Source organism: Flavobacteriales bacterium (genome assembly GCA_025210805.1).
Lineage (GTDB): Bacteria > Bacteroidota > Bacteroidia > Flavobacteriales > CAJXXR01 > JAOAQX01.
The window spans coordinates 99,471-123,956 of sequence record JAOAQX010000032.1; the positions used below are offsets into that span (position 1 = coordinate 99,471).

Consider the following 24,486-nt stretch of genomic DNA (forward strand, 5'->3'; position numbering starts at 1 on the left):
TGATTAACGAATAATAAACTTTTTGATCCCAATATTTCCCTCAATATCCTCTAGTTTTAATAGGTAAACTCCTTTACTTTTATCCGAAAAATCAATGGGTTTATTTAGGTCATTTTTCTCTAAATTTTCAACATATTTTCCTTGAATGTCCAAAACAATTCCACGGAGGTATTTTTCTGGATTTAATAAGGTAATTTGATTGTTTATAATGCGTATTTCGGGTTGTGTGGATTGTTCTTGGGTAGATAATTCCATAAATATACTGTCAGGAAGAGGAATACCGCTCTCAACACCATTTATTTTGGAATAAACAACCCTTTTTTCGGCATCAACGGAATCTGTCATAAAATCATTGGTGAAATATTGTTGAAACCCAATATGTGGTTGATACCAGAAGTATATATCTTTTCCCGATTGAAGAGTTGTGTTATAACTTGAATAAAAGTGAAAGCTAGAATTACTATCCAAAAAATAATATTTTCCTAAAAAATCTTTATTTTGGCTTAATTGAGTAATTTTATAGCTCGGATTTGGAAAAGTATTATAAATAACCGTATCATAATTTTGATTATTATAGATAAATGATTGATGTTGTGAAGACCATTCTTGATATTGGGTTGTTATCTTGTGATTGATCGTGTCAACAATTATGTTATCGTATATTACTTTGACATAGCTTGTACTGAAATAATCGTCTTCTACGTCGTTATCTTTATAATAATAATGTATTTCATCACCAGCATGATGTAAATTGTTTAAGTATTGAAAACCATATTTGTAGGGATATATATCCTCCAATTTTCCCTTCCACTGTGCTTTTAAAATAATGGGAAATGCTTTAGTAATAGGCATTTCTATGATGCCTTTTAATTTTGATAAGATTACCTCAGAGTTAATTATAACATTGTTGGAAGCCGAATGATAAATCCTAAAAAGTGCTAAAGAGTCATTTCCATTTGAATAAAGACTATCTAATGATGAGTAGTAGTTTGTGCCTGATATATTAAACGAAGAGTTTTGGTAAAAATCTATAATTATACTCTTATTTCCTGAAGTAAGGTTTAGTTTTTTGTTCTGCCAATGATAAGTTTCTAGCCAAAAAAAGTTCTGCCACTCACCGTTTGAAACACATTCTGCGGTTAAAGGGTCTGAATCAATAAAATTGTTTATAACATCATCCTTTAAATGATTGTAAAAGTTTGAATAAGAAATGGATTTAAAACTATCTAAACCATTTTTGTTTAGAGGTAAATAAAAATGTTTTGCAGAATTCTGAATTTCAAACATAGTCCTCTCATGTGGAAAAGGTTCCCAGTTTTGAGCTAATAGCTGCATTGGAGGCCCTGCCAGAAAAAGCATTGAAAGTAGGATAAAAAGATATTGCATAATTATAGATATTTGTCTGTTGCATATAAAATTAGCTATTTTTTTCGGGAAAGAAGTGGCTTAGAGTGTTTTGGTGCGTAAATGATGGTGTAATATAGAATGAATCTAAATAACAAAATCCCTTTTACAAGAACTTACGAAACCTTACATTTGCAATTTAAAACAAAAACATAAAATCAACGCAAGGATTATGTCCAGAGAGATTCGTATTAAGAAAGGTGTTGATATTCCTATGATAGGAAAAGCTGAACTGAAAATGGAGGAAGCTCCACGTTCTTCGGTTTATTCTATCAGACCTGACGATTTTCATGGAGTTACACCAAAACTTCATTTAAAGGCAGGTGCTAAAGTGAATGTCGGAACACCCATCTTTTATGACAAAAATGTACCGGATGTGAATTTTGTATCACCAGTTTCGGGAGAAATCCAAGAAATTGTACGTGGTGCCAAAAGGAAGATCATGGAAATTGTTATAAAAGCAGACGCAGAGGATCAATTTGAAGATCTAGGTACTATCAACATTGAAACAAGCTCGCGCGAAGACATTCTAAACTACCTTCTAAAATCTGGAGTTTGGCCAATGATAAAACAGCTACCTTATGCTGTAATTGCCGACCCAGCTTTTGTTCCTAAAAACATCAATATTTCAGCATTCAACTCGGCTCCTTTGGCAGCAGACGAAAGCTTTATGGTGGAAGGTGAAAGCGAAGCTTTCCAAATGGGATTGAATGTATTGGCGAAATTGACTTCAGGAAAAGTTCATTTAAACCTAAAAGGTAAAGGAAACAATTCTACAGTGTTTACCAATGCTCAAGGAGTGGTAAAAAACACTTTTAGTGGACCGCACCCTGCAGGGAATAATGGAGTTCAAATCAATAAGCTTGATCCTATCAACAAAGGAGAAACTGTTTGGTACACGAATCCTCAAGGTGTTGTAGCGATTGGGAAAACCATGATGAATGGAAAATACGATGCTACTAAAATCTTGGCACTTTGTGGTGAAGAAATAAAAGAACCAAAGTATTACCGAGCTATTCAAGGAGCACAGGTAAAAGATATTTTGGGGAATCAAGTAAAAGGAGACAACGTTCGTTTGATCTCTGGAGACGTTCTTACAGGACTAAAACTTGAGGGAGAAAGCGCCATCAATTTCTATGGTCATGAACTCACCGTAATTCCAGAAGGAAATCACCATGAATTCATGGGATGGACGACACCAAATCCTAAAAAGTATAGTTTATCGAGAACGTATTTATCTTGGTTAATGCCAGGAAAGAAATTCTCATTCCATACGAATCTACAAGGAGAAGAAAGAGCCTTTGTGGTCTCTGGTGAATACGAAAAATATTTCCCAATAGATGTATATCCAGTACAATTGATAAAAGCTGCCCTTGCCAGAGATATCGAAGTAATGGAAGGATTGGGAATCTATGAAGTAACCCCTGAAGATTTTGCCTTAGCCGAGTTTGCTTGTACCTCAAAAATAGAAGTGCAAGAAATTATTCGTCAAGCATTAGATTTGGTTAAAAAAGAGTTAAGCTAGGATGAAATTTATTAGAAAACAACTCGACAGCGTAAAACCTAATTTTGAAAAAGGTGGAAAATGGGAAAAATTCATGCCCGCCTTTGAAGGTATAGAAACGCTACTTTATGTACCAGATCATGTAACCCACAAAGGGTCGCATATCCGTGATGGTATTGATCTAAAACGTACGATGGTAACCGTAATCTTCGCTATGATTCCAGCACTTTTGTTTGGAATGTACAATGTAGGATTACAGCATCATGCAGCCTTGGGAACAGAAGCTTCTTTAATGGAGAACTTCATGTTTGGACTTTGGAAAGTACTTCCATTGTTGATTGTATCTTATGGAGTAGGACTTTTTATTGAATTTGCTTTTGCGATTCAAAGAGGACACTCTGTAAATGAAGGATATTTAGTATCGGGAATGCTTATTCCGTTGATTGTACCTGTTGATGTTCCACTTTGGATGTTAGCGGTAGCCGTAGTATTTGCCGTAGTGATCGGTAAAGAAGTATTTGGTGGTACAGGAATGAATATTGTAAACCCAGCACTTACCGCTCGTGCTTTCTTGTTTTTTGCTTATCCAACAAAAATGTCTGGAGACAAAATTTGGGTAGCAGGAGGAGATAATCCAGCAGCTTATGGAGTAGATGCTATTTCAGGAGAAACATTATTAGGAACATTGGCAAACAATGGAAGCATCGAAAGTACATCTATTGCAGATATGTTCTTTGGGTTTATACCAGGATCAGTAGGAGAAACTTCAGCTTTGGCAATTATCCTTGGAGCAATGCTACTTATATACACAGGAATTGGTTCATGGAAAATCATGCTTTCTAGCCTTATTGGTGGAACATTGATGATTGCTCTTATGAATGCCGTAGGAAATGAAGATAATGCCTTGATGATGACAGGAGTACTTGAACACTTGTTAATTGGAGGATTCTTATTCGGAATTGTATTTATGGCAACAGATCCTGTAACAGCTTCACAAACAGAAACTGGAAAATGGATATATGGATTCCTTGTAGGACTTCTTGCAATGCTTATCCGTGTGCTTAATCCAGCCTATCCAGAAGGAATGATGATGGCTATTTTATTTATGAATATCATGGCACCATTGATTGATCATTATGTGGTACAATCTAATGTGACAAAACGTCTAAAACGAGTAAAAGCATAAGTTATGGCAGTAGATAAAAACAGTAGTACGTTTACCTTCGTTTTTGCTTTTGTTCTTGTAGTAGTAGTAGGAGCCATTTTGGCATCGCTATCTATGGGACTAAAAGATATGCAAAAGAAAAACCAAGACGATAAAAAACGTATGGATATCCTTGGAGCCATCGGTGTAGAAGCAAGTCGTGAAAATGCCGAAACTCTTTACAAAGAACATGTAAAAGAAGCTCTTGTAATTTCTGGAAAAGACAAAGCTACAGTAGAAGCTTTTAAAGTAAATATTCGAAAAGAATATAGAGATAAAGATATCAAAGAGGCGGATAGAAACTTGCCTTTGTATATCTGTGAAAAAGAAGGTGAGAAATTTTATGTAATTCCCATGATCGGAAAAGGACTTTGGGGTCCAGTTTGGGGTTATATGTCTATCAAATCTGATAAAAAGACCATCTTCGGAGTACGTTTTGATCACCAAGGAGAAACTCCAGGACTAGGAGCCGAGATCAAAACTCCACTCTTTACTAAGCAGTATATCGGTGAGAAAATTGACAAACCAGTGATTGTTGTAAAAACAGGATTGGGAGCTCAAAACGCCTACGAAGTAGATGCCATCACAGGTGGTACTATTACTTCTAAAGGAGTTGAAGAGATGTTCAATAGAACGGCTGAGAAATACTATCAATATTTTCAATCACTAAACTAGTAAGCAGATTATGAGTGATTATAAAAAACTAATTATAGACCCCCTAAACGATAATAACCCGATTACGGTTCAAGTTTTGGGAATCTGTTCTGCACTTGCCATTACGGTACAAGTGGAGCAAGCCGTGGTAATGTCTATGTCGGTACTTTTCGTATTGATTGCTGCCAACATGATTATCTCGGGACTCAGAAACATTATTCCATCGAGAATAAGAATTATCGTTCAGCTAGTAGTAGTAGCAGGATTGGTAATTATTGTAAACGAAGTTTTGAAAGCATTTTTACCAGATGTATCAGAAAAACTTTCGGTATTTGTTGGTCTGATTATTACCAACTGTATTATCATGGGACGTCTTGAAGCCTTTGCATTGGGTAACGATGTAAAATCTTCTGCAGTAGATGCAGTAGGAAATGCTTTGGGATACGGAATTATCCTTGTAATTGTAGCTTTCTTCCGTGAACTTTTGGGTTCAGGAAAAATCTACGGAATGGAAATTTTCGGTTCAGCTACTGAGCAAACAGGATTATACGCTATGGGATATATGAACAACAACCTGATGATTCTTCCTCCAATGGCTTTGGTAACGGTAGGATTGATTATTTGGTTCCAACGTTCGAGAAACAAAAACCTTATTGAAGACTAAGAACCATGGAAGAATTATTAAGTATTTTCGTTAGGTCGATATTTATCGACAACATGATATTCGCCTACTTCTTTGGTATGTGTTCATACCTGGCAGTATCGAAATCTGTAAAAACAGCCGTAGGACTTGGAGCCGCCGTTATCTTCGTATTGTTGGTAACCGTTCCAGTAAACTATTTGCTAGAAAACTATGTATTGAAAGAAGGCGCTTTGGCTTGGACAGGAATTGAAGGAATGGAAACGATCGATCTATCTTTCCTTTCATTCATTATGTTTATTGCCGTAATTGCTTCTATCGTACAGCTCGTTGAAATGATTGTAGAAAAAGTTTCTCCATCGCTTTATGCTTCGTTGGGGATTTTCCTTCCACTTATCGCCGTAAACTGTGCGATTCTTGGAGCAGCACTTTTTATGCAATCAAGACAATATGCCAATATCGGAGAGGCAACAACATTTGCATTAGGTTCAGGAATCGGATGGTTCTTAGCCATTGTATCTATTGCGGCTATTAGAGAAAAAATTCGTTATTCAAATGTACCTGCACCACTTCGTGGATTAGGAATTACCTTTATCATCACAGGATTGATGGGTATTGCATTTATGGCGTTTATGGGTATTAAACTATAATTAAAGTCAGAAAAACAAAATGGGAGCTACAGTAATTACAACCGTAATCGTATTCTTAATAGTCGTTTTGGCTTTAGTTGGAATACTACTTTTTGCGAAATCAAAATTATCTCCTTCTGGACCTGTTAAACTAAAAATTAACGGAGAAAAAGAAATCGAAGTTCAGTCTGGAGCAACACTACTAGGAACACTAGGAGACAACGGAATCTTCCTACCATCAGCTTGTGGAGGTGGAGGTACTTGTATCCAGTGTAAATGTCAGGTAATAGAAGGAGGAGGAGAACTTCTTCCTACAGAAAAACCACACTTTTCACGTAAAGAAGCCGCAGACCACTGGCGTTTGGGTTGTCAGGTAAAAGTAAAGAACGACATGGTTATCGAAGTACCTGAAGAGGTATTTGGAGTAAAAAAATGGGAAGCTACCGTAGTAAGAAACTACAATGTTGCCTCATTTATCAAGGAATTTGTTGTAGAAATTCCTGAAGATATGAACTATAAAGCAGGTGGATATATCCAAATAGAAATTCCAGAATGTGAAATAAAATTCTCGGATATGGATATAGAAGCACATCCAACGGATCACCCAGGAGAGCCTAATAAATTCCAAACAGAATGGGATAAATTCGGACTTTGGCCATTGGTTATGAAAAACCCTGAAACAGTAGAAAGAGCCTACTCAATGGCTTCTTACCCTGCAGAAGGACGTGAGATTATGCTAAACGTTCGTATCGCTACACCACCATGGGATCGTGATAAAAACGCTTGGATGGATGTAAACCCAGGGGTTGCATCATCTTATGTGTTCTCAAGAAAAGTAGGAGATAAGGTAACGATCTCTGGGCCTTACGGAGAATTCTTTATCAATGAAGACTCGGATGCCGAAATGATCTATGTAGGAGGAGGAGCAGGTATGGCACCAATGCGTTCTCACCTTTATGAACTGTTCCACACCATGAAAACAGGACGTAAAGTTTCTTACTGGTATGGAGGACGTTCTAAGCGTGAACTTTTCTATATTCACTATTTCGAAGATTTGATGGCAAAATTCCCGAATTTCAAACTTCACCTAGTACTATCTGAACCATTGGAAGAAGATAATTGGCAAGTGAAAAAAGACATCAACGACGAAGGAGACGGATTCGTAGGATTTGTTCACCAAGCCTTAATAGACAACTACCTAAACCATCATGATGCCCCAGAAGATATAGAATTCTACTTCTGTGGACCACCAATGATGAACAATGCCGTAGTAAAAATGTGTGACGACTTCGGAGTACCACCAGAAAATGTTCGTTTTGACGACTTTGGAGGATAAACCAAGTTTTAACAAGAATATCATAAACCACTTTCAAATCTTTTTTTGGAAGTGGTTTTTTCTTTGTAACAATTTTTGGAGCTTTCTATTTTTGGATGGCGATTATTAGGATTTTTCTTTATCTTTAGTGTGTGGATTCATATTTACCTATATTGTCAGATTACTACCCCTTTGGAATGCACCCGAGCGATAGCGAACAGGTGAACACCAATAAAATAAACAAAAGTGAACAAATGCCAGGGAGGTATGAAACACAACCAGAGGGTTATAGATTCGGATTTCAGGGACAGGAAGTTGATGATGAAATTAAAGGAGAAGGTAATTCAATTAGCTTTAAATATAGAATGCATGATCCTAGATTAGGTAGGTTCTTTGCTGTTGATCCTTTAGCTCCTAAATATCCTCACAATTCGCCATATGCGTTTTCTGAAAATATGGTTATTCATGCAATAGAATTAGAAGGGCTTGAAAAACTAGTTGTTCATAATCTTGATCATAGTAATAGGACTATGGATCTATCTATTGTAAAACATGTTGAGTTATTCCTTCAAACTAAAGATGGAAGTTTAAATGTAAATTTTGACACACAACAATTTAGTGATAATTTTACTACAGGTAATGGAATTATATATATTAAAGAACCATTACAAAATGGTGTAGAACCTGAATTTATTTCTGAAAGTCAATATAATGAAGGTAAGGGGTATGCAGTCAATGTTACGTATGATGTTACTGCAGAAGTAGTTGACGAGTTTGATAATTCTAAAGAAGGATTTGATAAATACTTTAGCGGAGAAAATTCTAGAGCTACTGTTGCACCTAGTAGTAGATATGGGAGCAATTCTACAACTGGAGCAGAAGGTGAATTTGGTGGTGGAAGAAAAGGTGTGATAATAAACCCTAATGTGGAAAATATCATATCAGATCGCACACTAAATTTTACTGAAATAATAACTCATGAAGTAGGCTCTCATAATATGGCAGGACATGAACATGAAAAAGATGAAAACGGTAATGCTGTTTACCCATCTGGTACAACTTTAGAAAGTAATCGACCAGGTAAGGTAAAAGCAACATCTTCAAACACAAAAGATATTATTAGAATAAATACATTAGATGGACATGTACAAAGTAATTAGATTATTTTTTTTATTTTTTTGTCATAACATATTTAGGCAATATTTACAGTTAGATACAATAGAAGGTTTATTTTTTACTGAGTATAATTTAGTAGAAGGTCAAATACATCAATTTATTTATAAACCTGATCGCAGTTGTCAAGGTATCTTAAATCCAAAATTTAGTAGTGTGTTTAAACTTGCAAAAGTAATGGATTATGGTGTTCATGAGGAACTCATTAAATTTACCGAGTCAGGTTATTCGTTTCTCAGAAATTATGATGGTGGATCCGAAATTTCAATAAATTTTGAAGGTAATTGTAAAGACTGTTGGCTTGCATACTATCCAATTAAGATTCGTTTTATATATCGAGATGATAATCCTTATGAAAAACATTATTTTCCAATATTCAATAAAGATGGCAAAATAAGAAAATTCAAAAAACGTAAGGTGAAGATTTATGACATTGTAGGTATTTTAGATTTTGATCGGGTTGTCTTTGAGAGTGAGTGTGTCGAAAATAGGTAATCGTGCAAACTATCATGAGCCCAATTGACAAGAAAACAGGCGACTTAATCCGTAAGTTACTGAAGAGTAAGATGTAATAAAATAGGTTTTTTCTCAGGTAACCTATTCGAATAAAAAAAGATTCTAGGAAATTTTCTTAGCAAGAGAGCAAATAAACGGGGGCGACAACTGTCGACGTAGTGATTTGTCAAACTCAGTAAACAACTCAAAAAAAACAGAATCCAAAATTCACGGGATTTAATCAAATCAGAGCTTCACGAATTACAAGATGGATACAAACAGAAAACCGGAGAATAGCTCAATACAGAGCAGGGCATAAATATATTTCAAGTACAGAGAATTACAAGGTTCATGATGTATAAAGCTTGGCTTTGAAACTGGAATCGAATTTACGTCTTTGTCTTCTTGTACTCATATCTCCTAATTTACGTACTTTTATCAAATAAGACAATGGTCTGTCTTTTGGGGAGTAGTACACTAAAGCATGCTTATCAATTTGAAGAAGGAAAAATGGGGTGTTGTTTTAAAAATTCAAGCCGTAAATGGTATAATATAAAAAATATTCTTATATTTGCGTTTGGTTTTATTAATATTCTTAAAATAAATACATTTTAGTATTTAAAAAAATTAATTATGAAAACACACATTGCTCAAAATCAAACATTTAAGCTATCTGTATTTTGTTGTACATTTACTTGGATATTTTTATTGTTTACAATAGGTACAACCGCACAAGTAGGGATTGGTACAACTAATACGCATCCTTCAGCAGCATTACATTTAGAATCAACAACCAGAGGTTTTTTACCTCCTAGAATGACTACAGCACAGAGGAATACAATTATTACACCTGCCTCAGGACTAATGTTGTATAATACTACAGAGAATTGTCTGCAAATAAATACAGGGACTCCCCAAGCTCCAATTTGGACATGCTTAGGTAAATTAGGAGGACCATCTATTACAAGTTTAGATTGTGCAGGAGCATCACATTCTGGTAATATGACACAAGGTTCAGCCGCAAATGTTTCCTCATCAATAAATTATACTGGAGGAAATGGGGGTAATTTCACAGCAATCACGGCTAACTCAACGGGAGTAACAGGTTTAGTGTTAACAATAGGAACAAACACACTTGCAAATGGAAATGGATCAGTAACTGCTACAATATCAGGAACTCCAGCAACCTCAGGGACTGCGAATTTTAATATCACCCTAGGAGGGCAAACTTGTACCTTACAGAGAAATGTAACACCACCAGCTACAGTAACAACTTTAGGCTGTAATACTGCATCACATTCAGGTAGCATAACACAAGGTGCAGCTGCAAATGTTTCTTCGTCAATAAGCTATACTGGAGGAAATGGACAAGCATTTAATACCATTACATCGAACTCCACAGGAGTAACAGGCTTAGTGTTAACAATAGCAGCAAACACACTTGCAAATGGAAATGGATCAGTAACAGCTTCAATAGTAGGTACATCAGCTACTTCTGGAACTGCGAGCTTTAGTATCACTTTAGGAGGGCAAACTTGTACTCTTACTCGAGTTGTCTCGCCTCCTGTTACAAATGTAGCATCCTGCCTAAGTACTTCAGCAACAACGATAGTTGATGTTACCTCTCCATACACAGGAAAAGTATGGATGGATAGAAACCTTGGTGCATCTAGAGCTGCGATATCAGGTACAGACAATATGGCTTATGGTTGTTTATTTAGATACGGTGCAAACTCAGCTCCTGCTATTACTTGGAGTACAACACATGCAACATTAGCTGCTGGTCAGTCTTACAATTCTCATACTTCGGGGGGGGATCCTTGCCCTACAGGATATAGAATCCCAACACGTGATGAATGGCATGATGAACTTAGAGCATTTGAACTTGCGATAGATGTTGTCGGGGTCAACAGTGTTAATGCGCATTATGTAGGGGCATGGGATAATACAATACCAGGTAATGCCAATAGATTTTTCTTAAAGATACCATTCGTAACAGGAAATGTGGCTACAACTTCAGGAACTTTACCTTCATTCCCTGCAGCTGGAAGTGAAGATTTCGGTGCTCTATATTTGCATGTTACTGCGAATGTAGGTATCACCCCATCACCAACTTTTCATACTAATGCAGTTTTTCGAGGAAAACCAGGGGCAGCCGGTTTGGTTTCCTCTACTTATACTAATGTTAATTCTGCACCTAATTTTTCAGTAGTTCCAGTAAGATGCATTAAAAATTAAAAAAGAACAGTAAGTAATAAAACCTAACAAGAGGCTGTCCCGACATTAAGGACAGCCTCTTTTTTTATTGGTTCAGTATTGGGTAAAAAAAAACTGTAAATTTTATTGCAGAACTTTAGCTGTAAACTTTCATAAGTCCAATTGACGATAAAACAAATAATTTACATGTAGATTGTTGATTTTTAATTAAATAATTTTTTTCTCAGGTCGCCTATTTGAATACAAAGATGCTAGGAAAAATTTCTAGATACAGGCAAATAAGGAGGGAAAGCAACTACAAGTCAGTATATGTAAATGACAATAGCAGATGGGTGCAGCCAATGGCCATAGATGGAAGTACTGTATTTGGAGTAGAAATGCAAACTCTGATTATCAGAATTGGGAACAAAATGGATTAGAAGCACATAGCGCACCAGTCGATGATAACCAAGTTTTTCAGAGAATAATGGAAACAGATCAAGCTAAAAGTATTTACTAAAAGAATAAAAATAAATCGGAATAAATTAACAGTAAATATCTAGTGTTTAAATAAGGAATGAAGTAGTGGTACTCTTTCATTAGGTGGGTAAATAGGTTTCAATTTCCATTGAACATACAAAATAATGAACAGAAATGAGGAAGTATAACCAAATATTATCTATTGTAAATATATTTATGATTGTATTAGTAATTATTCCAGAAACTATTAAAATGATAAACTGGATCCGCTCTGGAATATTGATAAATTATGTTTATATATTGGCACCAGTTAATCTTATGATTATAGTTTTAGGGATTCTTCTCATGATTTATCTAAAGCGAAATAGTTTGAAGGATAATTATAGATTTCTTGTGTTAAATTTAATCACACTTTTTATAATTTCTTTTTGGATTCTATATAGTTATTGATGCCAGCTATCATGTGTCAAATTGACAAAAAAAACAGGTGTTGAATTCGTAAATCATTGACAGATAAAATGTAGTAAAATAGGTTTTTTCTCAGGTAACCTATTCGAGTAAAAAAAGGTTCTAGGAAATTTTCTTAGCAAGAGAGCAAATAAATTGGGGCGACAACTGTCGACGTAGTGATTTGTCAAACTCAGTAAACAACTCAAAAAAACAGAATCCAAAATTCACGGGATTTAATCAAATCAGAGCTTCACGAATTACAAGATAGATACAAACAGAAAACCTGAGAATGCCCAATACAGAGCAGGGTGTAGATGCATTTAAAGTGCAGGTAATTACAAGGTTCATGATATAAAAAGCTTGGCTTTGGCAGGGGAGAAGTTTATGCCGAAGATAGGGTGTTGTTCGTTGTGACAATGCAGAGAAATATGATCCCTTTGAGTTATATTTGCTTATATGGAATTTTTAGAAGACGCTTATACATACTCCTTTGATGGAATTGTTGATGATATATATTTTTATTCGTTTATCAGTACTGGAGAGCATGAGATTATTAAGCAAGTAGCTTTTTCTCCAATTGACAATCTCCAAACCTATAATTTAGGCTTTGGAAATATTGAAACTGAAATAGATGGAACAAGGAGAACTAATGATAAATCAGATGTAAATAATAATGACTTTAGCAAGGTTCTTGCAACGGTTTTTAAGTGCTTGATAAACTTCTTGAGTATTAATAACAACGCTCATGTTTTGTTTTTCGGAAATACTAAGCATAAACATATTCTCTATCTAAGAAAAATATCAGCAAATATTGACGAGCTTCAAAAATTGTTTAAGATATATGGAGGAACATTAAAAAAACAAATTGAATTAATTGAAACAGTCGATTCAAATGATAGACATATACAAGAGAAAGATATTGACAATAGAGTGTTTGATGAAAGCGTAGTTAAAGATGTAGAGTTCTTTAACTCCAAAAGAAGTAAAGATTATCAATTTGTTTTAATTACCTCAGTTTAGAAAATATTCGTAAATTTGTATTGTTATGAGTAACATTTATAAAGAAATAGTAAAACAGCATATAGCTCAATCAACTAAAGACTTAGCAGGTAAACCTAGGCTTACTAAAGAGGATTTAGAGGCTGGGGTTAAATTTGCTAAAGAAAAGGTTCGTCCTATAAATGAATACTTTTCTAACCCTCGAAATGTGAAAGACTTTCAAGATATGTTAGCTAAGCTAAACTCTTAGAACAATAGTTTAGCTTCTGTAAATATTAGCAATGGTTTTGATAATCATTGCTTTTTTTGTTTTAATTTGATTGTGAATTAAGTGAAAATACCAACAAAACATTCAGAACTATACGTTAGATGACTTTTCGATAATTCATGTAAATTTGGTTTGATTATCAGTGTGTCCACGCCTTGTCCCGAGTATCGGGAAATTAGAAATTGGCGGTTGCGGGGGGTTGAAAAAGCAGTAAATTATTTAATTAATAAAGTTCATTCTGAAAGTGGAGTGTCATTTGATAAAGCTGAAATATTAAATACAATTTCTACAGTAAAAAATAGCTATTAAGATGGATTTTTTAATCAAATACTTGCCTATAGTTTTTCTTTTGGCTTGTATTTTTAGAGTGACAGAGAATACAACAAAATTGTACATGATTATATTTCCTTATGAAAATATAAATACTCCTATGGGTATTCCTATTAAAAGAATTAAAATGGATTTGAAAAATGGAAATATTCCAGTTAAGTATCAAAAACGTATGAAAATTAATTTGTACTTAAGATACTTAACATATATATGTATAGCTTTTCCTTTTTTATTTATTCTATTGAAGAATATATTAAGTTAATTGCTTATCCGTATGTTTCCCCCAAACAGTTCCGAAATGAGCAGATGTCTTTTTGGTCAGTATAATATTTGATTTTCGTTAAGAATTTCCGAAGCCTTGGAGGAAATTTAGAAAATCAAATATGGTTTTTGATTTTTAATCAAAAAATACCTTCCAAAAAGTGCCCTTTTCGAATCACAATGATAATCAATCATTGCTCTTTTCGTTTCTTTTGGGCAAGCAAAAGAAATGAAAGTCCTAGCGACAGCGTCGAAACTTGGGCAAGAAATCTTTTAGGGGAAACAAGCGGATAAGCAAATTAAGTTATACTCACTAGTTTTGGGGTTCGTGGTGCAAGCTATCATGAGCACCGGTATGTATTTAAAAACACTAAACCATCGGGCAATCAATAAAAAAAACTAATGTGAGTTTCTAGTTTTCAGTGAAAAAGATTAATTTGGAAAAACGATGAGTAGAATCTATCAGTATCATTACTTGTCGAAAAATCCTATCATTGGAAATACTCTAGTGCTCGAAATGATATGTTAGATGACTTTTCGATAATTCATGTAAATTTGGTTTGATTATCGGTGTGTCCACACCTTGTCCCGAGTATCGGGAAATTAGAAATTGGCGGTAGCGGGGGTATTAAAAGATAAGTCTATGAAATATTTTACATTATTTTACTTTTTATTCTTATCTTCTTGTCATGTTAAAACTTATAACATAGATATGAAGCCAGATGAATTTATTATTTCGAGTGATATACTTTTTTCATATCAGATTGAGCAAGATTTATGCTTTCAGCATTTGATTTTTAATTCTCATGGACTATCCATAACATCTTATTTACCAAGTGACAAAAATCCAAAGTTTATGATGACTGAATACAATAAATTAGATAATCGTGTGATTTATAAAATTCAGAAATTGTTGAATGAAAATAATTATTTTATGAATTTAGATACCATAATTATAGATAAAGACGGGATATTACCATCAAGCCCACCATTGACTATTTTTACCATTAGCGATTTTAATAAAAATAGAGCAATTCGCATCAAAGATTTCAAACACACCAATATCGGTTTAAAAAAATTGGTAGAATTAACAAATCAACTACGTAAAGATAAGGAGTTTAAAAAACGTAAGCTAACAAATTATTATAGAATTAAGGGTAATGGTGCAAACTATCATGCCCCAGCTGCCGCTAAGTAAAATAAAGTAAAAGTTGCTACTGTCAAGTTGTACTTGGTAGCTAGCATGAATGACAAAAAAGAGAAATATGGATTTTCGATAATTCATGTAAATTTGGTTTGATTATCGGTGTGTCCACGCCTTGTCCCGAGTAGCGGGAAATTAGAAATTGGCGGTAGCGGGGGAATAGAAGCAGATAATGATAATTCATATTTGTATTATGGATTAACTAGAACTGAAGATATTGCGATGTTTGTTAATCTAGATGCTTGGTATGATTTTAGAACAGGAAAAGATAAGGGGGAACTCCCTTTGTTTCATGCTTTTGCTTTTCATGATGCAGATGGTTCATACAATCAAAAGTTCTTTTTTGAGAGTACTTCTTTTACAATTGAAGTGAAGTCTTGGGATCCTAAAAATATCGATAAGTTTAGTTCTTCATATCTAGACAAACTCAATAAAGGAGTGGATCAAGTAGTTGGAAATATGAAGAATTTAGGTAGAGATAACGGTATATTAGTAATCGATAGAAAAGCTTATCTTAATTTATACAATTCTAATCCAGAAGCAGTAACAGAAGCTATTAATAGGCTTAATGATGCAGGTGGATATTTAAAATTAGAGACTAACTTAAGCGCCAATGCCAACAAGAGGCTTCAAAGTATATCTTCTGATATTCGAAAGGAAGCGAAAAAGCCTGCTGTAGGTCATTATTAACTTCGAAAAAAATGATATGAAAAAATTTGTAAAGTTATTATTCGTTTTGTTAATTATTTCCTGTAACTCTAATGAGATTCGTAAGGTAAGTAAAGACAACTTTAAAAAAAGTGAAATGCAAGAAAAAAATATTTTTTATTTCCTAGTATTAAATGGAAATGAATTTGAAGAAGTTGATTCAACAAATAAATATGAGATAGCAAACTTGTTAATAGATGAACTATACAATCCTAGTGTTTTTTATGAAATGAATCAATATATTCAATATTTAAGTACTCATAGTGATATTATTGATCATGATTTTGTCATGGAGAGATTTTATTCCACAGAAAAAGAGCTGTATAAGATAAAATCAAATAAGAATAATTCTAAAGAAGATTTGATGATCTTACAGAATTATTATAATTTGTACTTAAAATTAAGTTTTTTTCAAAAGATATGGTTTTTAGAGCCAAAACTCTCTTTTTCTAAAGATTATCTAGAGTATGTATCTTACGGTGAAATACCGAAGTTATACTACAATAAAAAAAATGATAACGAATTGTATAGCCTTGAAAAGTATCAAACCTTTGAAGTTGAAGAAATATTGAATAGAAAGTTAATCTTATCATGGCTTGAGGATAAACAAAATGTACTTATTCAGGATTATTTTTACCAAAAAATGTTAGAATTGGGAAAATCTGGAGAGGGCTCTATTTATCAATATGGTTATTACTAAAATGAGTAATTTATCAGGTTGGTATGGTGACTGCTCAAATCACTTGAAGTAAAAGTAAGTTATTCAAATTTTACTTCACAGTTTGTTTAGTCAAAAAGGTTCTAGGAAATTCCCAGCTCCCGCCAATGAATAACACACAGTAAATCGCTACTGCCAATTTTTAATTGGTAGCCGGTTGTACTACTCCCAATTTGATAGACCACCTTATTTGGGTTTATAATTATTTTTTTCTTCTTCTTTTTTTTCGGTGAGTCTTGAGGATTACGAAAAAGCCTTCGTAAGAAGTGGGGCTTTTTTGTAATTCTCAAGACGCTTGCTGGTACAAATGTACTGGTTTTCTCCTTTCAATTCCTTGATGGGAGCGTTGATAGTTATAGTAATCCACATAATCGTCTATCATCTCTCTTAATTCTGATACATTGGAGGTCAGATTTAGGTATATTTTTTCTCTTTTAATCGTTCTAAAAAAGCGTTCGATATACGCATTATCTGTATCTCTACCTTTTCCATCCATGCTGATTTTAATTTGATGTTGCTTCAAATAATTTACCCAGTTCTCACAAGTGTACTGAGATCCTTGGTCTGAGTTAATGATCTCTGGCTTACCATATCGTGTAATCGATTGTTCCAAAAGGTTTGTCTGAGTTTCTGCTTCAAGCGTATTGGAGAGTTGATGACCCACAATATAACGACTATAATTGTCAATAATCGCTGTAAGATACATAAATCCCTTTTCCATAGGAACGTAGGATATATCTATTGACCAAGTCTGATTGGGGTGTTCGATATTCAAATTCCCAGCTCCCGCCAATGAAAAACACACCCTAAATCGCTACTGCCAAGTTGTACTTGGTAGCCAGCATGAATGTCAAAAAAGAGAAATATGGATTTTCGATAATTCATGTAAATTTGGTTTGATTATCGGTGCGTCCACACCTTGTCCCGACCAATCGGGAAATTAGAAATTGGCGTAGCGGTCTAAGTAACTAAAAGCCAATATAAATGAGGATAGTTAATAATTTATTAAAATATCTCAAAGTAATTTTAGCAATACCTCTATTTCTGATGATACTTTCTGATATTATGGATTCTGAGCTTTTTTTTATAAAATCTTTTTCATTTATCTTTATCTCAATATTCTTTATAGTGTTGTGTATTATTGGATATTTAAATGGAAAAAATAGATATTACCTTTATTTGATAAGTTTACTTATTTTCTATTCTTGTAAAGAAAAAGTACGAGCCCCTTATTTACGCTATTGCTCAAAAATCATTCATCCTGTCAACCATGACCATTTTCAAAGAGCTTTCCACATAAATACGGATGGTGGGTACGGTCTCTATTCTAAAAAAAATCTCTCTAATGATAGTCTTGTCGAGAAAGGGATTGCTAGTGGTTCTAATGGTTTTTTTAAAAAAATGATAATTGAAAGCAATAAAAATTACACTTTGTCAATTTATCAGAAAACAAATAAAATATTTCAAATAGAGTCTTTTATATATTTTGATAACGAAGCAATAAAGAAAGAGTATTCTTTTTTCCTAAATAAAGAATTTAGTAGTGTAGACTCTATTGGGTTAAGTATCAATTATAAAAAAATAAAAATAGATAGTGTAACGATATATAATTCTAAAAATGAAATTTTGTTTTCAGAGATTTTGGAAAACAACCATTTTGTTTTAGCTAGGAGTCTTTTAGAAAACGAAATAACTCATAATTGGGAGCTTGAAGCACATCATTTCATAAATAATACTGCAATTGAGTCATATCCAATGGTATTAGACACTCAAATGACCTGTGTGGATATTTCAAAGGAAATAGCAGAATTAAGAAACTTAATAATGATTAATGAATCAGGTTTCGATTGGAATAATTTGGACAGCATAAAGTGTGATAACACTGCAAACGATCCTGAGTCCATCTAATAAGAAAACAGGTATACGTTAAAGTTTATCATATCGGAAGAATCCTCAGAAAACAAGAATAAAAATGATTAAAATACAAATACAGAGTAGCCTAATCAATTACCTGAGAGTTTTTAGTTTACTAATTATATCTATTTTGTACACAGATAAAATTATTAGGGTTCACTTTGACCTTTTTCAGTTTAAAGAAGTTGTTCTAATAAGTAATATTTTCTACCTTATAATTGTATTGATTATTTTTAAATTATTAGGTACAAATAAGATATGGAAAATATTTTTCTGCTTATCTCTTTATTTTGTTATCATATATTTAAGTTCTGATTTTATTGCAAAATCAGTTTCTCACATTAATAAAAAAAATGTTGAAATTATTTGTAATGAAAACAAAAATAACCTTTATGTTTTTTATGGAATATTACCATCAAAAACTGATTTTATAGACCAAGAAATAACAATCAGACAATTAAATGGTGTAATTGCGAAATATGATTGCAATAAGTTAAGTTGGCTTTACTCGGAGTAAAATAATAGATGTAAACTTGTCATACGTGAAATAGATAATAAAAAGTTTCTAGAAAAATTCCCCTGCTACCGCCAATGAATAGCAAACTGTAAATCGCTACTGACAAGTTGTACTTTGAACCAGTATGAATGGTTGAAGTATTATAACTATCGGATAATTAATAAAAAAAAGAGTGTAAATTTCTTTGTTTCAACTAAAAACACTAATTTGGAAGAATAATGAGTAGAAATTATAAATATCATAATTTAGAAGGAGTAATATATTCGATCAAACTACTGAAATCTTTGAAATTCAGTAGTCTGAACAGGAAAACAACTAAAAGAGTTATATAAGAGGAATAGGTTAATTATGGAGTTTACCAATCAAAGTGAAAGTTTTAATCATTTCAAGATAATGTTAGTCTTAAATTTACTTGGAATAATTTTGTTTCAAGTATTTAATTACACCATCCTATCTTTTATAGGGTCTATTACTTTTCTTATCTTAGCCATGAAAACAAGATCAAAATTTAAAAAACGTTTGGATAAAATTTTAATTGAGGATGGTAGATTAGTTGGAGGTAACTTGAAAATTAATGAAAGTTTAGAGAATGTAATTGTATATGTCGATAAGAAGAAAAATAAGGTATATCGAATTGATGTTCAAAATCGAAAGTATGATTTTGAAGTGAGCAACTCCAGTCAATTTATTTCGTTTTTTAAAAGTGACAATGTGAATATAAAAAAGAGAACATCCATTTCTCTACTAGTTTTGGATTTTATAGAAATAATAAACCCTAAATGATGAAAAAAATTAGTCTATTTATTATATTCTCCCCCGCTACCGCCAATGAATAGCAAACTGTAAATCGCTACTGTCAAGTTGTACTTTGAACCAGTATGAATATTAAAATATTACAACTATCTGATTATAAGTAGTAAAAGAGTGTGGGTTTCTTTGTCTCAACCAAAAACACTAATTTGGAAGAATAATGAGTAGAAATTATAAATATCATAATCTAGAAGGAGTATTTTTTATGAGTTTGGCAGTAGTGTATTGGATAAGTGTTTTCACACGAGAGTCCTATGTAAGTATGAAAACTAAAACAATTTTCATTTGTTTAATTTTTATAACGGTACAATCTTTAGGATGTAGTTGTAAGCCTACACGCTTTGATTTTGAGACTCGATCAACTTATTTTGAAAATTCAGAGTATGTTATGTTATGTAAGGTTTTTCCTGATAACAAAATAACTCCTTTGGAGATTTTTAAAGGTGATTCTATAAGCATTGATTCGATGTTATTTATGACTCAAGTTACATCATGTGATTTATCTTTTAATCAAAATAGTATTTGGGTATTATATATATCGGATAACAAAGGTAATTTAACTGTTGATGTGTGCGCTCCTAATATCAAAATATCAAATATTGATTGGGAATATCATCCTATACCTCCTGAAAATATACAGGAAAATACAAGGAAATATCATACAATTCTAAATAATAAGATTAATACATTAGAACACTTAAATTGGCTTCGAAATAAGAAGCTAATGAATGAATTAGAATCGCTAAAATACAGATCTTTATATCAAAAAGAAGATGCACTATTTTATTATGTTTGCATTTTTCTTATTATAGTAATCTTATTTTTGTTAATCTATCTGCTAAAAAGAATTAATCTGGTGATGCCCGCCAAGCTGCCGCTAAGTAAAATAAAGTAAAAGTTGCTACTGTCAAGTTGTACTTGGTAACCAGTACGAATGTCAAAAAAGAGAAACATAGATTTTCGATAATTCATGTGAATTTGGTTTTACTAACTATAGTGTCCGCGCTTTGACCCGAGTACCTGAGAATTAATAAAATCGGCGGTAGCGAGGACGTATCATAAAAATATAATTCAAAAATTAGAGTTAGCTATGAGTTTTCCTAGATTTAAAAGCTATTGTATTTGCCTTTGCTTGGTATTTTGTTTTAGTGAGAAATCTTTTTCTCAAGAAGCACCAACTAATGACTCAATTCTTATATCTTATCAAGAATTAGAGTTTAAGAATGATGTAGTAGGAGTAAAAATTGATAGTGTACTAATAAGTTTAAAGGCTAATAAAAATCAAAAGGATTTCGGGATGCAATGGATATTAGATGTAAAAAGTGATACTAATATTTTTCTTGTTAATGATTTTATTTGGATACTACCTACATCTTACTATGAAGAGGAAAGGTGTTTTGGGTACATTCCTCTTAAAAATGACACTCTTTATATTTACTATTTTGATGACTCTAAATTATTTATAAATAAACACAATAAGATCGATGTAAAGACAGTAAATTTTCAATTTCCTCATCAAGTGCCTACGTGGAAAATTAAAGATATACCTATAGACTAGAGGTAAGTTTTCGGGGATTCAAAAGTGCAAACTATCTTGAGTCCAATTGACGAGAATCATTGCTTTTTTCGTTTCTTTGATACAGTAATTTGATTGTGAATTAAGTGAAAATACCAACAAAACATTCAGAACTATACGTTTGATGACTTTTCGATAATTCATGTAAATTTGGTTGATTATCTGTGTTTCTGCAACTTGTCCCGAGTATCGGAAAATCAGAAATTTGCGGATTCTGAGTGCGTCCACGCATTGTCCCGAGTAGCGGGAAATTAGAAATTTGCGGTATCGGGGGTTAACCTTATGGAAAGCTTAAAGAAGGACGGTTGTACCGTTAAAGAAATCAAATCCAAAGTAAATGAAAAAGGAGTATTTGAAACAAAATTCTATATTGGAAGGATTCAAAAGTAGATTAATATTATTCTGTATCCTGGTTATTAGTTCATGTACTTATAAATATGGTGTCAACTCGAGGAAAATTACACCACAAATTCAATCTGAATTGTTTTTATCAAGTGTTATTGAGCCAGTGATTTATAAAGAATTAAAAGATTCTTTTGTACTTTCAACTAAAGTGATAGTTTTTTCAGAGTACTGGGGAGAACATTTGTATAAAAGAAAAAGAATTTTTGAGTCTGATAGATACTCTATGTGTAGTCAATTAGACAGCTCTCAAAACAATGAAAACACTGTATTAACCTTGCAATTATCAGATAGAAAATATAGAGGGTACAGAAGCTATGCTAAGCATTATCAAAAGTTCTTACAAAATTCCTACAAGAATGGAGAAATGATTATCATTAAAGGAGGTGTGATACTTGTTGATGGTAAAAAAAAGATGTATTTTAGAGACGAGACTATTAGTCTTTATAAATTTGACCCTACTATTTACCACGATTATATAAAAGCTCGACAGGTATTCTGTGTAGATTCATTGAAGTACAAAGAAGGTAGGTAAAGATGCAAACTATCATGAGTCCAATTGACGAAAAAACAGACGACTTGTAAAAAAACATCTTTAGAGTAAATTAACCAAATTAGCACCCATACCGATACCTCACTAAGCATCAATAATGAGGGGAGAGAAATGAGCAAATGTTTTAGTAAATGATCCGTGTAAAATCTACGTCTTTTCAAGACTAAAATCCCTTGGTATTCTTTATATTTGTGCCATAAGCGAAAGCAGGACAATGTTTTTATATGAGTAATATAATACAACTACTACCAGATCATATTGCCAACCAAATTGCTGCAGGTGAAGTTATTCAAAGACCTGCGTCTGTGGTAAAAGAATTGATGGAAAATGCCGTTGATGCGCAAAGCTCAAAGATTCAGTTAATTGTAAAAGACGCTGGGCGTACCCTTATACAGGTTGTGGATAATGGTTTGGGAATGAATGAAAGTGATGCTCGAATGTGTTTTGAGCGTCATGCAACTTCTAAAATCAAAAAAGCTGAAGATTTGTTTCATCTTTCTACCAAAGGTTTTAGAGGGGAAGCTTTGGCTTCTATTGCGGCTGTAGCTCATGTAGAACTAAAAACAAAACAAGCATCCGATGAGTTAGGAAGGACTTTAGTAATTGAAGGTTCAGAAATACTCAAAAACGAAGAAATATCCTTTAGTAAAGGAAGCAGTTTTTCTGTTAAAAATTTGTTTTATAATATCCCTGCAAGAAGAAATTTTCTAAAAAAAGATCGAACGGAATTTCGTTTTATTCTCGATGAATTCTATAGAATAGCTCTTTCTCATCCGCAAATTCAGTTTGAACTCTATCATAACGATAAAGAAATGTACCGCTTGCCTGCTACATCTTTTAGGCAACGAATTGTAAATATTTTTGGAAAAAAATTTAACCAAAGATTAGTTCCTATTGAAGAAGAAACAGAAGTAGTGACCTTTTCAGGTTTTGTGACCAAACCAGAATTTGCAAGAAAAACACGTGGTGAACAATACTTTTTTGTCAATAAAAGATTTATTAAAAATCACTATTTACACCATGCAATTCTCACCGCTTTTGAAAAACTTATGCCAGACGGGCTGCATCCTTCATATTTTATTTTCATAGAAGTGCCTGCAGAATCTATAGATGTAAATATTCATCCTACAAAGACCGAAATCAAATTTGAAAATGATCAAGTGATTTATTCTATTCTCAAATCTTGTATTCGGAAGTCTTTAGGGAAGTTTAATATTGCTCCGTCTCTAGATTTTACAACAAACCAAGACTATGTAGTTCCTCATTTTGTGGATGGAAGTAAAACAGAAGTGAATCACCCAACAATTACTGTAGATCCTTCTTTTAATCCTTTTGCAAAGGAACAACAAAAACCAAAAACAACTAGTGGAAATGGGCATGCTTCAAAGTACCCTACAAATACCAATAGTGAACAGCAAGGTTGGAAAGATTGGCAAGCTTTTCTACAAGTAGATCAGTCTGAATCTAAGCTCCAGAAAAGTGTAAACGAACAAAGCAACAAGCTGTTTAATAACCAAGAAACAGATCAGAAATTGTTTCAATTACATCAAAAATATATTGTTTCGCCTACAGAGAATGGGTTTTTATTAATTGATCAAAAAAGAGCACACGAAAAAATTCTTTTTGAACAATTTAGAAAATCACAATTTAGTAAAAACACCCTTTCTCAGCAATTGCTTTTTTCTCAACACGTTGATCTATCCATAGAGCAGGTAGAAACGCTTAGAGCCATCAAAAAAGAAATAGAAAACATAGGGTTTGATATTGGCGAAATAACAGATGAAGGTTGTGAAGTCCTTGGAGTTCCTTATGATACTTCTACTTCAGATATTGAGTTAATTATAGAGCAAATGCTTGATGATTATCATTCAGAAATTCCGTCGGAAGACAAAAGGAATGATAGAATTGCTGCGCTTTTTGCTAAAAATATGAGTATTCATCACCGTAAAGAATTGCACCTCGAAGAGATGAATCATTTAGTAAAACAACTCATGCGTTGCCCAGATTGGCACATCACGCCCAATGGCAAGAAAACCTTTGTCGAGGTGAATTTACATGACTTAGAAAAACAATTTTAAACTC

Annotated in this window: 23 protein-coding genes; 21 read left to right on the forward strand and 2 right to left on the reverse strand. The window is 33.1% G+C overall.

Annotated elements, in window-relative coordinates:
• Positions 1–3: 3 nt before the first annotated feature.
• A complete protein-coding gene (locus tag N4A45_12705) occupies positions 4–1,386 on the reverse strand; it encodes a T9SS type A sorting domain-containing protein (GenBank protein ID MCT4666081.1) in 1,383 nt (460 codons plus the stop codon).
• A gap of 190 nt (positions 1,387–1,576) precedes the next feature.
• Here N4A45_12705 and N4A45_12710 point away from each other — a divergent pair, with 190 nt between their 5' ends.
• The 15 genes from N4A45_12710 to N4A45_12780 all read left to right on the forward strand — a co-directional run bounded on the left by N4A45_12710 (position 1,577) and on the right by N4A45_12780 (position 16,614).
• The gene (locus tag N4A45_12710) at positions 1,577–2,929 is read left to right on the forward strand and encodes a Na(+)-translocating NADH-quinone reductase subunit A (GenBank protein MCT4666082.1); all 1,353 of its coding nucleotides are present in this window, start codon (positions 1,577–1,579) and stop codon (positions 2,927–2,929) included.
• Between the two features lies 1 nt (position 2,930).
• Positions 2,931–4,094, forward strand: a complete 1,164-nt coding sequence (locus N4A45_12715; GenBank protein ID MCT4666083.1) for an NADH:ubiquinone reductase (Na(+)-transporting) subunit B — start codon at positions 2,931–2,933, stop codon at positions 4,092–4,094.
• A 3-nt stretch (positions 4,095–4,097) separates the two neighbouring features.
• Complete coding sequence (gene nqrC / locus N4A45_12720; protein MCT4666084.1) at positions 4,098–4,787, forward strand: NADH:ubiquinone reductase (Na(+)-transporting) subunit C; 690 nt, start codon at positions 4,098–4,100, stop codon at positions 4,785–4,787.
• Between the two features lie 10 nt (positions 4,788–4,797).
• Positions 4,798–5,430, forward strand: a complete 633-nt coding sequence (locus tag N4A45_12725) for an NADH:ubiquinone reductase (Na(+)-transporting) subunit D (protein ID MCT4666085.1) — start codon at positions 4,798–4,800, stop codon at positions 5,428–5,430.
• A 5-nt stretch (positions 5,431–5,435) separates the two neighbouring features.
• A complete protein-coding gene (nqrE, locus tag N4A45_12730) occupies positions 5,436–6,056 on the forward strand; it encodes an NADH:ubiquinone reductase (Na(+)-transporting) subunit E (GenBank protein ID MCT4666086.1) in 621 nt (206 codons plus the stop codon).
• Positions 6,057–6,075: 19 nt separating this feature from the next.
• On the forward strand, positions 6,076–7,371 hold the full coding sequence (nqrF, locus tag N4A45_12735; GenBank protein ID MCT4666087.1) for an NADH:ubiquinone reductase (Na(+)-transporting) subunit F: 1,296 nt from the start codon (positions 6,076–6,078) through the stop codon (positions 7,369–7,371).
• A 200-nt stretch (positions 7,372–7,571) separates the two neighbouring features.
• Positions 7,572–8,510, forward strand: coding sequence for a hypothetical protein (locus N4A45_12740; GenBank protein MCT4666088.1), 939 nt, complete (start codon positions 7,572–7,574; stop codon positions 8,508–8,510).
• Entirely contained in the window at positions 8,488–9,018 is a 531-nt protein-coding gene (locus N4A45_12745; protein ID MCT4666089.1) for a hypothetical protein, read from the forward strand. Before N4A45_12740 ends, N4A45_12745 begins: the two co-directional genes overlap by 23 nt.
• Positions 9,019–9,651: 633 nt before the next feature.
• Positions 9,652–11,256: a hypothetical protein gene (locus N4A45_12750; GenBank protein MCT4666090.1), complete on the forward strand. Its 1,605-nt coding sequence runs from the start codon at positions 9,652–9,654 to the stop codon at positions 11,254–11,256.
• A 307-nt stretch (positions 11,257–11,563) separates the two neighbouring features.
• Positions 11,564–11,734 carry a hypothetical protein gene (locus N4A45_12755; protein ID MCT4666091.1) on the forward strand — a complete coding sequence of 57 codons (171 nt, stop codon included), beginning with the start codon at positions 11,564–11,566 and terminating at the stop codon, positions 11,732–11,734.
• A gap of 866 nt (positions 11,735–12,600) precedes the next feature.
• Positions 12,601–13,164: a hypothetical protein gene (locus tag N4A45_12760; GenBank protein MCT4666092.1), complete on the forward strand. Its 564-nt coding sequence runs from the start codon at positions 12,601–12,603 to the stop codon at positions 13,162–13,164.
• Positions 13,165–13,189: 25 nt separating this feature from the next.
• Positions 13,190–13,393, forward strand: coding sequence for a hypothetical protein (locus N4A45_12765; protein MCT4666093.1), 204 nt, complete (start codon positions 13,190–13,192; stop codon positions 13,391–13,393).
• Between the two features lie 1,219 nt (positions 13,394–14,612).
• Positions 14,613–15,200 (forward strand): hypothetical protein, encoded by a 588-nt coding sequence (locus N4A45_12770; protein ID MCT4666094.1) that lies wholly within the window; start codon positions 14,613–14,615, stop codon positions 15,198–15,200.
• 108 nt (positions 15,201–15,308) lie between these two features.
• Complete coding sequence (locus N4A45_12775) at positions 15,309–15,896, forward strand: hypothetical protein (GenBank protein MCT4666095.1); 588 nt, start codon at positions 15,309–15,311, stop codon at positions 15,894–15,896.
• Positions 15,897–15,912: 16 nt separating this feature from the next.
• A complete protein-coding gene (locus tag N4A45_12780) occupies positions 15,913–16,614 on the forward strand; it encodes a hypothetical protein (GenBank protein ID MCT4666096.1) in 702 nt (233 codons plus the stop codon).
• Positions 16,615–16,918: 304 nt separating this feature from the next.
• Here N4A45_12780 and N4A45_12785 read toward each other — a convergent pair whose 3' ends face one another.
• Entirely contained in the window at positions 16,919–17,437 is a 519-nt protein-coding gene (locus tag N4A45_12785) for an IS3 family transposase (protein ID MCT4666097.1), read from the reverse strand.
• Positions 17,438–18,033: 596 nt separating this feature from the next.
• Between N4A45_12785 and N4A45_12790 the strand changes: the two genes are divergently transcribed.
• The 6 genes from N4A45_12790 to mutL all read left to right on the forward strand — a co-directional run bounded on the left by N4A45_12790 (position 18,034) and on the right by mutL (position 24,482).
• Entirely contained in the window at positions 18,034–18,540 is a 507-nt protein-coding gene (locus N4A45_12790; GenBank protein MCT4666098.1) for a hypothetical protein, read from the forward strand.
• A gap of 871 nt (positions 18,541–19,411) precedes the next feature.
• The gene (locus N4A45_12795; GenBank protein MCT4666099.1) at positions 19,412–19,846 is read left to right on the forward strand and encodes a hypothetical protein; all 435 of its coding nucleotides are present in this window, start codon (positions 19,412–19,414) and stop codon (positions 19,844–19,846) included.
• Between the two features lie 187 nt (positions 19,847–20,033).
• Positions 20,034–20,768, forward strand: coding sequence for a hypothetical protein (locus N4A45_12800; GenBank protein MCT4666100.1), 735 nt, complete (start codon positions 20,034–20,036; stop codon positions 20,766–20,768).
• A gap of 195 nt (positions 20,769–20,963) precedes the next feature.
• Positions 20,964–21,431 (forward strand): hypothetical protein, encoded by a 468-nt coding sequence (locus N4A45_12805; protein MCT4666101.1) that lies wholly within the window; start codon positions 20,964–20,966, stop codon positions 21,429–21,431.
• 355 nt (positions 21,432–21,786) lie between these two features.
• Positions 21,787–22,386 (forward strand): hypothetical protein, encoded by a 600-nt coding sequence (locus N4A45_12810; GenBank protein ID MCT4666102.1) that lies wholly within the window; start codon positions 21,787–21,789, stop codon positions 22,384–22,386.
• Between the two features lie 242 nt (positions 22,387–22,628).
• Positions 22,629–24,482 carry a DNA mismatch repair endonuclease MutL gene (gene mutL, locus N4A45_12815; protein ID MCT4666103.1) on the forward strand — a complete coding sequence of 618 codons (1,854 nt, stop codon included), beginning with the start codon at positions 22,629–22,631 and terminating at the stop codon, positions 24,480–24,482.
• Positions 24,483–24,486 lie beyond the last annotated feature (4 nt).

What these genes read in the sequence shown, in the direction of transcription:
- mutL (MCT4666103.1), top strand. Translation starts at nt 22,629, where the DNA reads ATGAGTAATATAATACAACTACTACCAGATCATATTGCCAACCAAATT.
- nqrC (MCT4666084.1), top strand. Translation starts at nt 4,098, where the DNA reads ATGGCAGTAGATAAAAACAGTAGTACGTTTACCTTCGTTTTTGCTTTT.
- N4A45_12805 (MCT4666101.1), top strand. Translation starts at nt 20,964, where the DNA reads ATGAGTTTTCCTAGATTTAAAAGCTATTGTATTTGCCTTTGCTTGGTA.
- N4A45_12705 (MCT4666081.1), bottom strand. Translation starts at nt 1,386, where the DNA reads ATGCAATATCTTTTTATCCTACTTTCAATGCTTTTTCTGGCAGGGCCT.
- N4A45_12715 (MCT4666083.1), top strand. Translation starts at nt 2,931, where the DNA reads ATGAAATTTATTAGAAAACAACTCGACAGCGTAAAACCTAATTTTGAA.
- N4A45_12765 (MCT4666093.1), top strand. Translation starts at nt 13,190, where the DNA reads ATGAGTAACATTTATAAAGAAATAGTAAAACAGCATATAGCTCAATCA.
- N4A45_12725 (MCT4666085.1), top strand. Translation starts at nt 4,798, where the DNA reads ATGAGTGATTATAAAAAACTAATTATAGACCCCCTAAACGATAATAAC.
- N4A45_12790 (MCT4666098.1), top strand. Translation starts at nt 18,034, where the DNA reads ATGATAATTGAAAGCAATAAAAATTACACTTTGTCAATTTATCAGAAA.
- N4A45_12710 (MCT4666082.1), top strand. Translation starts at nt 1,577, where the DNA reads ATGTCCAGAGAGATTCGTATTAAGAAAGGTGTTGATATTCCTATGATA.
- N4A45_12800 (MCT4666100.1), top strand. Translation starts at nt 20,034, where the DNA reads ATGAGTAGAAATTATAAATATCATAATCTAGAAGGAGTATTTTTTATG.
- N4A45_12795 (MCT4666099.1), top strand. Translation starts at nt 19,412, where the DNA reads ATGGAGTTTACCAATCAAAGTGAAAGTTTTAATCATTTCAAGATAATG.
- nqrE (MCT4666086.1), top strand. Translation starts at nt 5,436, where the DNA reads ATGGAAGAATTATTAAGTATTTTCGTTAGGTCGATATTTATCGACAAC.
- N4A45_12750 (MCT4666090.1), top strand. Translation starts at nt 9,652, where the DNA reads ATGAAAACACACATTGCTCAAAATCAAACATTTAAGCTATCTGTATTT.
- N4A45_12755 (MCT4666091.1), top strand. Translation starts at nt 11,564, where the DNA reads ATGGGTGCAGCCAATGGCCATAGATGGAAGTACTGTATTTGGAGTAGA.
- N4A45_12745 (MCT4666089.1), top strand. Translation starts at nt 8,488, where the DNA reads ATGGACATGTACAAAGTAATTAGATTATTTTTTTTATTTTTTTGTCAT.
- N4A45_12760 (MCT4666092.1), top strand. Translation starts at nt 12,601, where the DNA reads ATGGAATTTTTAGAAGACGCTTATACATACTCCTTTGATGGAATTGTT.
- nqrF (MCT4666087.1), top strand. Translation starts at nt 6,076, where the DNA reads ATGGGAGCTACAGTAATTACAACCGTAATCGTATTCTTAATAGTCGTT.
- N4A45_12780 (MCT4666096.1), top strand. Translation starts at nt 15,913, where the DNA reads ATGAAAAAATTTGTAAAGTTATTATTCGTTTTGTTAATTATTTCCTGT.
- N4A45_12810 (MCT4666102.1), top strand. Translation starts at nt 21,787, where the DNA reads ATGAAAAAGGAGTATTTGAAACAAAATTCTATATTGGAAGGATTCAAA.